Source organism: Clostridium sp. D5 (genome assembly GCF_000190355.1).
In the GTDB taxonomy this organism is placed as follows: Bacteria; Bacillota; Clostridia; order Lachnospirales; family Lachnospiraceae; genus Faecalicatena; species Faecalicatena fissicatena_A.
Window position 1 is genome coordinate 842,142 of record NZ_GL870809.1, and the last position, 14,850, is coordinate 856,991.

10 protein-coding genes are annotated in these 14,850 nt (G+C 47.9%); 8 read left to right on the forward strand and 2 right to left on the reverse strand.

All coding sequences use genetic code 11. The features are described 5' to 3' along the window. Nucleotides 1-444 precede the first annotated feature (444 nt). From HMPREF0240_RS03665 to HMPREF0240_RS03700, 8 genes are all read left to right on the forward strand, one after another. Entirely contained in the window at nucleotides 445-720 is a 276-nt protein-coding gene (locus HMPREF0240_RS03665) for a transcriptional regulator, TetR family (protein ID WP_009002100.1), read from the forward strand. A 112-nt stretch (nucleotides 721-832) separates the two neighbouring features. Beyond that, entirely contained in the window at nucleotides 833-1,450 is a 618-nt protein-coding gene (locus tag HMPREF0240_RS03670; protein ID WP_009002101.1) for an MptD family putative ECF transporter S component, read from the forward strand. Continuing rightward, on the forward strand, nucleotides 1,447-2,148 hold the full coding sequence (locus tag HMPREF0240_RS03675) for an energy-coupling factor transporter transmembrane component T (RefSeq protein WP_009002102.1): 702 nt from the start codon (nucleotides 1,447-1,449) through the stop codon (nucleotides 2,146-2,148). The genes HMPREF0240_RS03670 and HMPREF0240_RS03675 overlap by 4 nt, the downstream gene beginning before the upstream one ends. A gap of 9 nt (nucleotides 2,149-2,157) precedes the next feature. Beyond that, the gene (locus tag HMPREF0240_RS03680; RefSeq protein ID WP_009002103.1) at nucleotides 2,158-3,618 is read left to right on the forward strand and encodes an ABC transporter ATP-binding protein; all 1,461 of its coding nucleotides are present in this window, start codon (nucleotides 2,158-2,160) and stop codon (nucleotides 3,616-3,618) included. Nucleotides 3,619-3,631: 13 nt separating this feature from the next. Further along, a complete protein-coding gene (locus HMPREF0240_RS03685; protein ID WP_009002104.1) occupies nucleotides 3,632-5,371 on the forward strand; it encodes an ABC transporter ATP-binding protein in 1,740 nt (579 codons plus the stop codon). Next, nucleotides 5,368-7,101 carry an ABC transporter ATP-binding protein gene (locus HMPREF0240_RS03690; protein ID WP_035312334.1) on the forward strand — a complete coding sequence of 578 codons (1,734 nt, stop codon included), beginning with the start codon at nucleotides 5,368-5,370 and terminating at the stop codon, nucleotides 7,099-7,101. The genes HMPREF0240_RS03685 and HMPREF0240_RS03690 overlap by 4 nt, the downstream gene beginning before the upstream one ends. Nucleotides 7,102-7,229: 128 nt before the next feature. After that, complete coding sequence (locus tag HMPREF0240_RS03695) at nucleotides 7,230-9,497, forward strand: EAL domain-containing protein (RefSeq protein ID WP_009002106.1); 2,268 nt, start codon at nucleotides 7,230-7,232, stop codon at nucleotides 9,495-9,497. A 230-nt stretch (nucleotides 9,498-9,727) separates the two neighbouring features. Next, nucleotides 9,728-11,137, forward strand: a complete 1,410-nt coding sequence (locus tag HMPREF0240_RS03700) for a glycoside-pentoside-hexuronide (GPH):cation symporter (RefSeq protein WP_009002107.1) — start codon at nucleotides 9,728-9,730, stop codon at nucleotides 11,135-11,137. A 184-nt stretch (nucleotides 11,138-11,321) separates the two neighbouring features. Here the strand turns inward: HMPREF0240_RS03700 and HMPREF0240_RS03705 are convergent, their stop codons facing one another. Next, nucleotides 11,322-12,071: an ABC transporter ATP-binding protein gene (locus HMPREF0240_RS03705; RefSeq protein ID WP_148486300.1), complete on the reverse strand. Its 750-nt coding sequence runs from the start codon at nucleotides 12,069-12,071 to the stop codon at nucleotides 11,322-11,324. A gap of 28 nt (nucleotides 12,072-12,099) precedes the next feature. Beyond that, nucleotides 12,100-14,688, reverse strand: coding sequence for an ABC transporter permease (locus HMPREF0240_RS03710; protein ID WP_009002109.1), 2,589 nt, complete (start codon nucleotides 14,686-14,688; stop codon nucleotides 12,100-12,102). Nucleotides 14,689-14,850 lie beyond the last annotated feature (162 nt).

Sequence of the window (14,850 nt, forward strand, 5' to 3'; positions counted from 1 at the left end):
AATTCCAAATGGTTTCTGATTTCACGGGATATAGAGGTGCAGTTCTTGCCTACAGCGGTGGCAATCTGTTTAAAGGACTGCTGCTCGGAAAGCATTTGTGAGATTGTGATTCTGTCTTCTAATGATAAATGTGTTTTCTTCATAATGAAATCCTCCAATCGTATTCCCAGACACGACTGGAAGAATCATACAAAATTTGTCACACTTAATGCAACATTTCGGATTCTTAAAGTAAATGCAACCGGTAATGGACATAGGGGTTGCATTTACTTTGAAAATTTACAAATGGTGTTGTTTTTGCTTTTTTAGGGAGACGGTCTTGACAAATTTTGGTATCCGTGTATAATATAAAAAATAGCAGTGCTATCTTTTGGGGAGGTGAATGTATGAGTAAAGGGGAAGTGACTAAGCAGCGGATTCTGGATTTGGCGAAGGAGGAGTTTCTTGAGAAGGGGTACGGGGAGCCTCTATGAAAATTTTGTGGATGAGCTGATTGCGGAGGAAGAACGGCAGTCGATGGCGTATCTTAGGGCCATGCGGGAAAAGGGTTTTTCATGTGCGGATATTTCTGAACAGGATCTGCATGTGCTGCTTAGTGCACAGTATTATGCTTTTTTTGAGATTGTAAGGCACAATATGCCAAAGGATGAAGCGCTTAATCGGGTTCGTCTCATTGCTGACTTTTTTCGCCCTGGATGGAAAAATATATATGGGGGATAGAGCCATATATTGTTCTGCGGTTATGCAGCAGAGCCACCCGGGGGTATATTTTTTTGAACATGGGTTAGTTGTATCTAACCTGGTGCATTTTGAAATTGAAAGGAGAACTACCATGAATAATCAAGATCAAACCAAAAAGAAAATTACTGTCCGTGATATTATGACAATCGCGGCCATGATGGTCCTGACGTTAGTTGTAAGCGGGGTAACGGGGCCGCTGACGCTGCCGTTTCCGTTCCTGTATCTGTATGTCTGCGCCGGACTTCAGATGTTTCTGTGCGCAACCTTTTATCTTGTCACAGCAAACCGGCTGAATAAACATGGAATATTCCTTGTGTGGGGTGTTGTCTACGGAGCGCTTCTTGCACTCAGCGGATATATATTTCTGCTTCCTTACTTTGTCGGTGTGGCAGTTATTTGTGAGCTTACCATGACAGGTAAAAATACTTACCGCAGTCCGCTCCGCAATACCATAAGCTGGTCTGTTTGGGGACTGGGTATGATGATCGGCAATGCCGTTCCCATTTGGGCGGCATGGGACTCTTATGTGGAGCAGGCCTCTGCAAGTGGATTCTCTCAGGAAGTCTTTGACATGCAGATTGATATGCTCTCCAGCCCCTGGCATATGATTGGGGCCTGCGCAATCACCGTGGTTTTGTCCGTCCTTGGCTGTGTGTTCGGCAACCGTATTCTCCGCCGCCACTTCCAAAAAGCCGGGGTGCTTCAGTGAGCGGGGAAAAAGCGAAGGAAAAACGAATCAGGCGGGTTAACGTACTGGCGCTGTTGTTTATCACTGTATGCGCATGTGCGGTATCTTATCTTGCCGGGCACATGTGGATGCAAAATATTTTTACCTGTCTGCTGTTCGGGCTGATGGCAGTGCTCGGTTTTGCAAGAACAGGTCTGGGGTTTATGGCTGTTTACCTGATCTGCCACCTGTGGCTGCAGATCAATCTGAATCTTGGCCTTCGCTTTCCATCTCCGATGACATTTTCTTTTATCATTGAGCTTGTTCCAATCCTCATGCCGGTGTATCTGCTGGTGCAGGCACCCTCGGGGAAACTGACTGCAGGACTGCGGCAGCTGCCCCTGCCGACCAGGGTGGCGCTTACGGTCATCGTCATTTTGCGCTTTATGCCATCGGTTATGGCAGAGTTTGCGGATGTAAAGGACGCCATGCGGACAAGAGGATTTTTGCGCTCTCCGTTTCAGGTGCTCCGGCACCCGCTTAACACAATGGAATATGTCATTGTCCCCATGGTTTTTCGCTCCTTAATAATTGCGGACGAACTGGCCTCTTCCTGCATAGTCAGAGGGATCGAAAATCCCTGTAAGAAACAGGGTTACTACCTGAATCAGATGCATCCTGGTGATGGAGTGCTCATGGCCGGTGCACTCATAATTACCGTATTGTTTGCTGTATTGTGAGGTGAAGCGATGCAGACAGTAATTGAAATAAAAAATCTTAGTTTTGCTTACGAGGGAGTGAAGGAGCAGCTCAAAAACATTAACCTGACCGTCCTAAAGGGCGAAGTGGTGGTGCTGACCGGCCCTTCCGGCGGGGGCAAGAGCACACTGACTCGGGTAATTAACGGACTGGTTCCCTATTTCTATGAAGGGATGCTGACGGGAGATGTCCTGCTGATGGGGAAAAAGCTGTCCGATATTCCTTCATGGGAACGGGGCCGTTATGTCGGCAATGTATTCCAGGACCCGCGAAGCCAGTTCTTTGCCAATGAAGTTGCAGGAGAGATAGCCTTTGGCTGTGAGAACTACGGAATGAACCATAAGGAAATTATGGAAAGCGTTGAGCATACGGCCAGGGAGCTGAAAATTGCAGATATACTGGATGAAAAGGTGCGGTTTTTATCCTACGGTATGCGTCAGCGTGTGGCGATCGCCTCAGCCAGGGCCATGGATCCGCTGATCTATGTTATGGATGAACCATCGGCAAATCTGGATATGAAGGCAGCCCAGAATCTTGCCGAGATCCTGCTGGGGCTAAAACGGGAAGGTAAAACGATATTCATCGCCGAACACAGGCTGCATTACCTTCAGGACATTGCGGATCGTATTATCTACCTTCGCGATGGAGAAATCGCTGCTGAATTTCTGCCCCGTGAGGCTGCCGCATTAGCGGCCGGGCACCGCGGACAGCTGGGACTCAGGAGCATGACTCTTGAAAATCTTCCCGTCTTGCCAGACACTGCTGATTCAGAGCAGGACGCTCTCCTGGAAGTTCGTGGACTGAACAAAGCTTTTGGACGGCATTGTGTTGCCGATGATCTGACATTTTCCTGCAGACCCGGCGAAGTGATTGCGGTTGTGGGACCAAATGCAGCAGGGAAAAGCACGCTTGGGAAAATGCTCGCAGGCCTGATGAAAGAGGACTCCGGCGAGGTTAGTTTTGCAAAGAGAAAATTGAAGGTGTCCGGACGGCGGGGGCTGATCTGGTACATCATGCAGGATCTGGACAGTCAGCTTTTTGGAGAAGATTTGATGAATGAGCTGCTGACCGGGCAGAAGAGAACGCCGGAGCGGGAAGAGAGGGCAAAAGCCATACTTGCGTCACTCAATCTCGTGGAATTCATGGAGCAGCATCCAATGACCCTGTCGGGCGGGCAGAAGCAGAGGCTGGCCCTTGGTGTTGCGCTGATGAACGAGTCCCCGGTTATTATTCTGGATGAGCCTACCAGCGGACTCGATGGAAAGAACATGCAGAATGTAAGCAGACAAATCAGGTTGCTTGCAAAACAGGGGCATATTATTTTAATGATTACGCATGACATTGAATGCGCACTGTCCACATGCAGCCGTGCGCTGCATCTTCAGGATGGAAGACTGGCAGATGATTTCAAAATTGAAAGTGCCGGGCAGCTGTTGGCGGTGATGCAATAAAGGAGGAATATCAATGGATGTAAAGAAAAAATCAGGGATATCATACCTGCTGGAGCTGGCGGGAAAGTACAGGCTGCATCTGGCGCTGTCTGCGGTATTCGGGGTGCTGTCCGCTTTGTGTTCATTTGTGCCATATATCATGGTATATCAAACGCTTCTGTTTTTGTTTGAGGGAAATGCGGATACTGGCCTGGCACTGCGGTACGGTATAATTGCGGCATCCGCTATTGTCGGAAAGTTTGTATTTTCCATTATTTCAGGTACATTTTCACATTTGGGGGCATTTAATACGCTCTATAATGTACGCACCCGGATCAGCAGGCATATTGCAAAGGTGAATCTTGGCTTTTTTACAAATCACACTTCAGGGGAGATTAAAAAGGTGATCATCGAGGATGTGGAACGCATAGAAAAATTTCTGGCGCATCAAATCCCGGATATTACATCTGCGCTTTGTGTACCTGTTATCGTATTTATTTACCTGCTGACGGTCAATGTGCCGATGGCCTTCTGCCTGCTGGCCCCGGTTATAATCGGGCTTGTCATTCAGGGGATCGCAATGGCTGTTACCGGAAAACAGATGTCGGCATATCACCGGCTGCTTGGAAAGCTGAATTCGGCCATCATGCAGTTTATTAATGGCATGCCGGTCATGAAGACCTATAACATGACGGCAGAGAGCTACAGTGAATACTCTGATACGGTCACAGAATACAACACCTTCTGGAAGCAATCCACCCGGGACCAGGGATATACATATGGTGTCTTTGTAGCACTGGTGGAAAGCGGCATCCTGTTTGCCCTGCCGGTGGGAGGGTTTCTCTACTTTAGCGGCAGCCTTCTGGTACAGGAGTATCTCTTTTTTATGGTGATGAGCATGGTTTTTCTGTCCAGTCTGCTGAACCTGATGAATCTTGCTATGATGTTCAACCAGATCATGAGCGGTATGAGCCGCATACAGACCATTATGGATCTGCCCTGTACAACAGAAGGGAAGGCAACATTCGAAAAAGGGCAGGAACACAGCGTATCCTTTGAACATGTCACTTTCCGGTATGATAAAACAGACGTACTGCATGATGTAAATCTGACGCTGCCGGCTGGAAGCCTCACAGCCTTTGTGGGGGCGTCCGGCGCGGGAAAAACAACGGCGGCCCAGTTGATACCAAAGTTTTGGGAGGCCGCGGAAGGCGCCGTCAAAATCGACGGTATCAATATTACACAGATCAAAACGGAAAATCTGATGGAACTGGTGTCTTTTGTTTTTCAGGAAACCTTTATGCTCAGCGACAGCATCTATCAGAACATAGCTATCGGAGATGAGAATGCAGTCCGTGAGCAGGTAGAAGCCGCGGCAAAAGCGGCGCAGATCCATGAGTTTATTATGAGCCTTCCGAACGGCTATGACACAAAATTGGGTGAGGACGGCGTTAAGCTCTCCGGCGGAGAAAAGCAGCGCGTCTGCATTGCCAGAGCCATATTAAAGGATGCGCCTGTCATTGTCTTCGACGAGGCTACAAGCTATACGGATATCGAGAACGAACATAAAATCCAGCTGGCCCTTGCGAATTTACTCAAAGGAAAAACAACGGTCATGATTGCCCACCGGCTTCACACGATTGTTGAGGCAGACCAGATCTGCGTCTTTCATCGGGGACGGATCGAAGAGACTGGTACACATAAACAGCTGCTTGCGGCAGACGGGCGATACTCAAAAATGTGGGACGCTTATACAAGGGAGGTGGTATCTTGAACACATTTATGAAAACAATTCGCGAAACAGCCGGAGAACGCATGAAAACCTTATATATGTCCATTGTCCTTTCCTGTGTCGATTCAGTTCTGCACATGGCCATGTTCAGCATGATGATGATTACGATTATTGAGCTGGTAAAGGGCGTATTTACGCCGCAGAAACTCACGCTGTACAGTGGCGTTCTGATAGGGTTGTTCATTGTGCGTGCAATTTTGTATTCTTTGAACTACACCCGCACACAATTTTGCGGCGCTGATATTGCTGCCGATTTAAGGCTGTCTCTCGGCGACCACATCCGCAGCCTGAATCTGGGCTATTTCAATAAAAACAGCATCGGCAGGCTCATGTCCACGCTGACAACAGACATCGCTGACTTTGAACAGATTCTGACACATTCTCTGGCCAGCATTTTCAAAGTGATCTTCTTCAGCGCTCTGGCACTGGCTTTTGCCTTTATGGTATCGTGGCAGTACGCACTGACTGCGGGGGGCCTGATTCTTATTGCGCTGCCGCTTATGAATGCTGGCGGTAAAATGTCACGCAAGTATGGGGCAAGGCAGAAAAACAGCATCAACCGCGTGATTTCCCGTATTGTGGAATACATAAACGGCATCCGGACTTTCAAATTGTATAACCTCACAGGAGAACGCTTCAGACGTCTGGATGACAGTTTTGTGGAGCTGAAAAAGGACTCCGTCAGGCTGGAGCTTTCCATTATGCCTTTTTCCATTCTGTTTTCAATCATTACTTCACTCATGCTGCCTGTTTCTCTGATCATCGGGACGGTCATGCTGCAGGGCGGCAGAATAGATACACAGAGGTTCATAGCGATTATTATGATTGCAGTGTCGCTCTCCAGTATGATGGCGACGCTTGGCAGTTTATATCCGGAGATGACATATCTTGGAAAAGCAGCGGAGAACATTTTGCAGGTCCGGGAAGAAAAACCCCTAGCCTATCAAAAAGATGTGAGTGACTTAAGCGCATATAGTGTGCAGTTCAACCACGTTCATTTCTCTTATGAAAACGACTTGGAAATACTTCACGATATTTGTTTTCAGGCAAAGCCCGGGACCACCACTGCTCTGGTTGGGCCTTCGGGGAGTGGAAAAACCACGATTATCAGCCTGATTTCCAGGTTCTGGGATGTGCAGGGGGGCAGCATTGAGGTGGGCGGTACAAATGTAAAAGAGTTGTCACCGGACAGCCTGACCAGCCACATGGCGGTTGTATTTCAGGATGTTTACCTGCTTCATGATACAATTGCAAATAATATCCGCACAGGACGGCCGGGAGCACCATTAGTGGAAGTGCAGGAGGCGGCAAAAGCGGCACAGTGCCATGAGTTTATTATGGCTCTGCCGGATGGATATGATACCGTTGTAGGTGAGGCCGGCAGTACATTGTCGGGCGGTGAAAGGCAGCGCATCTCCATTGCCCGCGCCTTTATTAAGAACGCGCCTGTTGTACTGCTGGATGAAACCACATCGAGCCTGGATGCAGATAATGAGAGGGAAATCAATAAGGCGTTGGATATGCTTATGAAAGATAAGACGGTTATCGTAATTGCGCATCGCCTTGGTACAGTTGTGAATGCAGATCAAATACTCGTTTTAGAGCATGGAAGGATAAAGGAACGAGGAACCCATACAGAGCTGCTTGCACAAAAAGGATGGTATGCCCAGATGATTGCAGAACAGGAGAAGGCAAAGAAATGGGCGGTATAACCAAACAAGAACAGGGAAGGAGCCCTGTCTGAATACGTACACAAATTGGGGTTGCATGGCGGAAATCCTTTATAGTAAAATATATAGAATAGAGAAAGTAACTATTTTTATTAACAGGAGCATATGCCATGAAGAAAAAAGTGAAGGCCGTACCGGATTATCAGCGGCCATTGATGTTAAGAGTAGTACAGATCAGTATTATATCTGCTGTTGTTGTCCTTACATTACTTGTTTCCATATGGAATGCGGCGGATTTGAAGCGCGTCTTAAACCGAAGCACACAGCAGTATCTTTATGATGTGGCTACGCAGACGGCAAGAGAAATCAGCGAAACCATGCAGCATAAGATGGAGGATCTGGAAGTGGTGGCAGATTCCGTTGCTAAGGGACTGGCGGGTGTAAGCGATGAGGAACTGGCAGAATTTTTAGCACGGAAAGCAGATATTATGGAATTTTCCACGCTTCTTGTTATTGACAGGGATGGAGGAATGGTATCTTCCGGTCTGCATGATGATTTGGAGAGGGAGGAGATGCAGGATATCCTTAATCTTTCCGTTGTAAAGGATGCTTTTGAAGGTAAAGTGGGTGCAAGCTACCTTGAAGGTCAGGAGATTATCTATTCGGTTCCGGTTCCTTCCGGGGGAGAGATACAGGAGGCAGCAGTCGGAATCCGGGAGAAAGAAAAGATGCAGGCGATGATTGCGTCTAAAAGTTTTAGTGGAAATAGTCTGAGCTGTATCATAAACATCCGCGGGGAGGTAATTCTGTCTCCGACCGACCTGAAGCCATTCATGCAGCTGGAAGATATTTTTAAAAATGATTCGGATTCACGGGTGGTTAATGAAATATACGGGATGAAGGAAAACTTGAAAAGTGGCAGAAACGGGATGCTAAAGTTCACGTCTGCCGCACAGGAGGAGCTGTATCTGTCGTACAATTCACTGAACATTAACGACTGGGTTCTGCTTACACTGATACCGGCTGATATCATATCAGAAGGGCTGGATCGCTATGTTCTACGATCTTTTCTGGTTCTGGGATTTTCCGCGGTTGCTTTCTTGTTACTTTTGCTGATTGTTTACCGGCTGTTTCATGACAGCAGAAAGAAGCTGGAAAGATTTGCCTTTATTGATGAAGTGACCGGCGGTATGAATCAGGCGGCTTTCCATATGAAGTATCTGGAGCTGGCTCCGGATATGGAGCCGTCTGCCTACTGCATTGTCCAGCTGAATGTAAAGAAATTCAAACTGATCAACGAACGTTATGGAATCCAGGAAGCAAACGGAATTCTCCGATACATCTATCAGGTTCTGGAACGGAATATTGACAGAAAAAAGAATGAGTTTGCAGCCAGGAGCCAGTCCGATCAATTTTTCCTTTGCCTCAGAGAGGCCAGCCGTGAAGGCATACAGGCGAGGTTGGATAAAATATTTGCAGATATCAAGGCCTTTGAGGATACAGATGTCCCTCACTGTGAATTGTCATTTCAACAGGGGGCCTGCATGATTGATGACCCGTCCCGGGACATAACCATTCTGCAGGACCGTGCCCGGCTGGCATATCAATACGGCGAGATGGGGACGGAGAATTTATGCATGTTCTACAATGACAATATTGTGGAACAGATGAAAAAAGAACAGGAGCTGAATGATCTGTTTGAAAAGTCTATGGCAAACCGCGATTTTCAGGTTTATCTGCAGCCCAAGGTGGGGCTTGAAAGCGGAAGGATTGAGGGGGCTGAAGCTTTGGTGCGCTGGAATCATCCCGAGAAAGGGTTTATATTTCCATCGGATTTTATTCCGTTGTTTGAAAAGAACGGGAAGATCTGCCAGTTGGATCTGTTTATGTTTGAAGAAGTATGTGCATTGCTGAAACGATGGTCTGCGGAGGGAAAGAACCCGGTGCCTGTATCAGTGAATCTTTCCAGGCAGCATTTCCAGAGCAGCCGCTGCCTGGAGCCGTTTATCGAAACCGCGGACAAATATGGCGTTGCTCATGAGATGATTGAATTCGAGCTGACAGAATCTATTTTCTTTGACTATGGACAGATCAACAGGGTAAAAGACGTCATCCGTCAGATGCATGAGCAGAGATTCAGGTGTTCTCTGGATGATTTCGGCTCCGGTTTTTCATCACTGGGCCTGCTCAAAGAATTCGATGTAGACGTTCTCAAGCTGGACCGCCTGTTTTTCCTGGATATGTACAGCGAAAAAGCGAAGGATGTGATCGCCTGCCTGATTGACCTTGCCAAAAGGCTTCACGTGAAGACGGTTGCGGAGGGGATTGAAGATTCAAGACAGCTGGAATACCTGCGTTCTCTTCACTGCGATATGGTGCAGGGATATGTATTTTCCAGGCCGCTGCCGGTGCAGGAATACGAGGGGTGGATATCCTGAGGGAAGCGGCAGAGTGCTTCGCTAAAAATAAAACCCAAAACATAAAAATAGACCATCAGATTCAGAAGGGAGAATAAAGAAAAAACTAAAAAAGTACACATTCAATGGCGCTGCATAAAAATAAACATCACAATCCAAAATTTCTATGACTGGGACTTTTTCCGCAGACAGGTAAAATAAAATCATCAAGAAGATGAGGAATCAACGGAGAAAGGCGGGAAATTGAAACTATGGTTAAAGAATTAGCGGTAGACACTAAAGTGATGGAAAAAATGCCTGCTGGCAGACTCTCGTGGAGCACACGGATCTCTTATGCCAGCGGCGATGTAGCCTGTAATGTAGTATTTGGAATGATCGGGACTCTATTAACTCTGTTTTATACAGATTATGTGGGAATCAACCCGGCGACGGTAGGTCTGATGATGCTTCTGTCGCGTCTGTTTGACGGGGTATCCGACCTGATTATGGGGGTAATTGTAGAGCGCACCAATTCAAAATGGGGGAAATCCAGACCCTGGATTCTCTGGATGAGCGTGCCTTTTTCGCTGTCTGCGGTTCTGCTTTTTACCGTGCCGCATTCTACGGGACTGCTCCAGTTCTTATATTTATTCGTTACTTATAACTTCTGCACCACAATCTGTTACACTGCGATCAACCTTCCCTATGGAAGCCTCTCCGCGATGATGACGCGTGTATCCGAAGAGCGGGATATGCTGAGTGTGGTCAGAATGGGAATGTCGCCCATAGGCAAAATCATTGCGGTTACATGTACGCTTCCTCTGGTCAAGGCATTTGGCGACAACCAGTCGGCGTGGATCAAAACGATGTCGATCTGGGCGGTTATAGCGCTGGTTTTGCTTTTTGTCTGCTTTTTCAAATGCGAGGAAACCGTAAAAATTGAGGCGAAACAGGCGGCCGAAAAGGTATCCCTGAAAAAATCCTTCGGCGTGCTCGTCAAAAACCAGTATTTCTGGGCAGTGCTTGTTTTATGGATGGTGCAGAGCGTATCGTTCGGAATCTCAGGGACGATTCTTCCGTATTACTGTAAATACATATTCGGGAATGACACCTGGATGTACAGCGCCCTCTTCCTGACAGAGACGCTGACGCTGGTGGCCGGTATATTTGCCTGTGCACCGCTGATTAAGAAATTTGGGAAACGAAATGTTGCTCTCGCCGGTACCTTTATTGCACTGGCCGGACAGATTCTGTTCTGTCTGAATCCGCAAAGCTTCGGCTTCATGGTGATGAGCTGCCTGGCGCGTGCCGTGGGCCTGGCTCCCCTGAATGCGGTTGTGTTCGGCATGGTAGGGGATGTAGTGGAATTTGGCCAGTGGAAGACACACATCAGACAGGAAAGCCTGATTTTTGCGGGCGGTTCCATCGGAACAAAGGTAGGGGCAGGGCTTGCCTCGGCCGCCATGACAGGGCTTCTCTCAGTGGCAGGCTATGTCAGCTCCTCAGTGGGAACAGCTGTTCAGCCCGGATCTGCACTGAATATGATTATCAGCATTTACAAATTCGGACCTGCACTTATCGCAGTGGTTGCGATGGTAACGCTCTCACTTTACAAGCTGGATAAAAAATATCCGTCAATTATGGAAGAACTTCTGGCACGTGAGGCCAGAGGAGAGCTTTAGGCAGTGAAACCCTGAAAAGAATATATTTGCGGAAACATCCTGGGCGGTTATAGAATCAGCACAGGATGTTTCCATGTCCGCTGAAAGAAATTGGTCTTTTGGTAAATGCCGGACTGTGGGATATTAGATATAAAAAGCCCCCTCTGTCAGTCAATGTGCAGAGGGGGTTCTGATGTGATCCGTCTTATAGTTCAGGAAGCTTTCCCAATATCATTTCATAATATGCCTTCTGCACCTCTTCCCCTTCACCGTCAGGGCGCAGAAGCGTATCAAGAATCACTCCGTCCTTCAGCAGGACCGCTTTTTTGCTGTAACTGGCAATCCAGGGATCGTGGGTGACCAGGATCACGGTCTTTTTCATGTCCCGGTTGATTGTTTCCAGTGCCTGTATGACCAGCTCCCCGGACTGGCTGTCCAGATTGCCGGTGGGCTCATCTGCCAGGATCAGCTCCGGATGATTGATCAGCGCCCGGCACAGGGCCGCCCGCTGTTTTTCCCCGCCGGACAGTTCGGTCGGATACTTTTCAACAAGATCGGCGATCCCAAAACGGCGGGTCTGTTCCTCCATGCTCTCCTGCATGGTTTTAGAATCCTTTTTATCCAGGATCATAGGAAGCTTGATGTTCTGTTCCACGGTCAGACAGTCCAGAAGGCGCGCATCCTGATGTACAAAACCGATTTCTCTCCGCCGGATATCTGCCAGCTGCGAATCCCACAGATCCTTTGAGTTCTCATCCCTGAAAAACACTTCCCCTTCGGTCGGCTGATCCATCAGCCCAAGTACCCTCAGTAAGGTGCTCTTGCCTCCTCCCGAGCGGCCCATGATGGCAACGAATTCTTCTTCAAAGGCACAAAAATCGATTCCTTTCAGAACCTGGATATTTCCTGTGCCGTATTCTCTAGTCAGGTTTTTTACCTCTATAATCGTATTCATATTACCTCCCATAGTACCTGGTATCCGGTTAGTTTAAGATCTCTCTGATAAAGTGCCGTTCCAGAAAATACATAACCAGCGCGTGAAGAAGGAGATAGAGCGCGGTCTGCAGCAGGAAAACAAGGCTGTAGGACAAAATCTGTGCTCCTGAAAAATGCCGGATTACGGGTGTCAGCACAAAGAAGAACGCAGAGAGAAAAAGTCCCGCGATCAGGGAGCCTGAAGCGTGCAGGGACATTTCCGTGCGGATCAGGCGGATTCTGTCCTTTTCCCGCATCCCGGTGCATTCCAGAAATTGATTCCTGTCCCGCAGTTCTTCGGTATCCAGGCTGTACTTCAGATAGAAGATAAACAGGCCTGCAGCCAGCAGAATCAGTATCACAACGGTAAAAGCCGCTTCCTTCAGGAAAAATTCCGCGGTGATATCGGGAAGGAGCGTATTCTTGTCATAGACGGGCAGGATTTTCGGATCCAGGTAAGAATCCGTCTCGTGTTTTGACGAAAACTCCTTTAGACGATCCTCCACCTGCTGATAATGACTGCTGTCCGTCTGTATCGTAACAAGATGTGTAGGCGTGTCCGCCTCGGCCAGCTCCTGCCCAACTTCCCGGCGGAGTGTGTCAAAGTATTCATCGGAAAAGACGACAATATCTTCCTGGTCACCGCCCAGGAACATTCCTGTGAGAATATACTTTTCCTGGCTTTTTATCTCATAAGCGGGGAACAGGTCATCCATGCTGCCATAGCTGTAGGATGTAAATGCTCCGGCTTTCAGGCGCGGCATCTCACTGTTTTGATACCAGTCCAGCGGATGGGCCTGCTGGGAAGTATCCTGCTGATAGACAATGTGGATCTCCTGATCCGCAAGCCCCAGCGGCTTTACATTCTTTGCGCCCAAAGCTTCTTTCATCTGGATATATACGGATTCCGAGATCCCGATATGTTGTCCAGGCGGGGAAACCATGCCGGTCATACTGGGGGTGAAAAACTGTCTCCAGGAATAGGGCTCTCCCAGGATGGTATTCAGACGCACCATATCGTAATCGTTCAGCTGTACCGAATACTTTGAATCAAGTTCCCTGAAAAAAGATTCATCGTCTTCGTGGGCCAGACAGACAAAATCATAGGGGAGCAGTTCCTTCTCCGGTTCTGTGATGATACTGGCACTTAACCTTGGGATAAATACAGCAAAAGCAAATATGTGGACAGCCAGTAAAAGCACAAAATACTTTGCGTTTGTGCGGAACCGGTATCTCAGAGGAAGAATCTCAAGCAGTTTCTTCAGATAGCGGGCCGGTTTTTTCAAGTACCACTGCATCAGTCTGGAACCGCCGCAGTATACCAGCAGCAGGCATCCCAGCAGCATCCAGAGGATGAGCGAAGTCTGTTCGCCCCACCTGCCGGTCCGGAAACGGCCAACAGACCGTATGATCAGGGCTGCGCCCAGCAGGATACCGGGAGTAAGCAGGTGCCTGGGAAAAGGTTCTTTTTCCACAGATTTCACAATGGACGCAGAGATATCCACATGCTCGAACAGGTGATAGTTAATCAGTGTGGATAACCCGACGAGCAGAAGGTACACAATGAAGGTAACCAGAGCCACCCTACCGTAATCTACGGTTACAACAGCAGATAGATCCGCCGTGTGTATAAAGAGTGCCTTCAGTGCAGGCAGCCCGATCAGTCCAACAATCAGTCCTGCGGCGGCGGAAACCAGAATACAGGCGGCATATTCTAAAGCGATAATCAGCCACAGCGTCTTCTTGCGTATGCCCAGGCTGATAAAGGTTCCGTAATTCTCCATCCGGGTCTTAATATAATTGGATATAATGAGTACAAAAAGCATGACAGAGACAAAAATAACAATGGGAATAAATTCCTTCATAATCGCCAGGAACCTGTCGCCCATTAAAAAGTCTACTTTTTTGTGCAGTGAACCCAGAAATGTCTGCATACCGAATAGAATGAACAAAAGGGCAGCTGACATGGTTCCGGAGATGATAAAGAGTGTGTAACTCTTAAAATTACTGCGGAAGTTGGCCCAGATGACGTCATAGAATTCTCTGGAATACCTTCCGGGGAAATGCATGCGCCTCTTTTTGTCTGCTTTTTCTGCCGTTTCCTTCTGCTTCAGTTCCCGCGCTCTTTTGTGTATTTCCGATCGTTCCACAATATAGCGGCAGCCCAGGGCATCCAGAAGTACAAGGAAGGCCGCCAGCCAATATCCTGCGGTCGGCATATAGAAGAAAAACACCAGGCTGGAAGCCAGATAAATAAATCCGAGCCAGCAGATAATTACCCCCAGCTTCCAGGTCTTCTTATGGAAAAGGAGGAGACAGGAGCGCAGCAGCGAAAGGACGCCTGCGGCAAGCGGCAGGAACAGAAAAGCATAGGCGGGATAGGCGTTGGCTGTCAGTGCAGATGTCGCCGCCTCCTCCATGGTAATATTGTTGGCCGCCGCGGCAAAGGTCATAATACCCCCGGCCTTTTTCAGTGCGTAAAAGTACCCGAGTATCGTGTAAGAGATTCCGTCATAATAAAGCCACTTTGAAAGAAAGATGAGACCGGCTATGAGAAATCCCGTTACTATAGAAAATCTTTCCGCGTATTTTTTCATGTTTTGTACCCCCAAGTATAGTGATCATATGATCTCATAGGAATACTATAGCACTTTTGCCAGGGGAGGTACAATTATATTTGAGCATTCTGAGAAAGAATGTGATGTGAAAAAAGAGAACTCAGAGAGAAAGAATATCTGCAGTAATAAAAAATAAAACTT

Excerpts from the sequence above, each read along its gene's own strand:
- HMPREF0240_RS03670 (WP_009002101.1), top strand. The coding sequence starts at position 833 with ATGAATAATCAAGATCAAACCAAAAAGAAAATTACTGTCCGTGATATT.
- HMPREF0240_RS03680 (WP_009002103.1), top strand. The coding sequence starts at position 2,158 with ATGCAGACAGTAATTGAAATAAAAAATCTTAGTTTTGCTTACGAGGGA.
- HMPREF0240_RS03685 (WP_009002104.1), top strand. The coding sequence starts at position 3,632 with ATGGATGTAAAGAAAAAATCAGGGATATCATACCTGCTGGAGCTGGCG.
- HMPREF0240_RS03695 (WP_009002106.1), top strand. The coding sequence starts at position 7,230 with ATGAAGAAAAAAGTGAAGGCCGTACCGGATTATCAGCGGCCATTGATG.
- HMPREF0240_RS03700 (WP_009002107.1), top strand. The coding sequence starts at position 9,728 with ATGGTTAAAGAATTAGCGGTAGACACTAAAGTGATGGAAAAAATGCCT.
- HMPREF0240_RS03705 (WP_148486300.1), bottom strand. The coding sequence starts at position 12,071 with ATGAATACGATTATAGAGGTAAAAAACCTGACTAGAGAATACGGCACA.
- HMPREF0240_RS03710 (WP_009002109.1), bottom strand. The coding sequence starts at position 14,688 with ATGAAAAAATACGCGGAAAGATTTTCTATAGTAACGGGATTTCTCATA.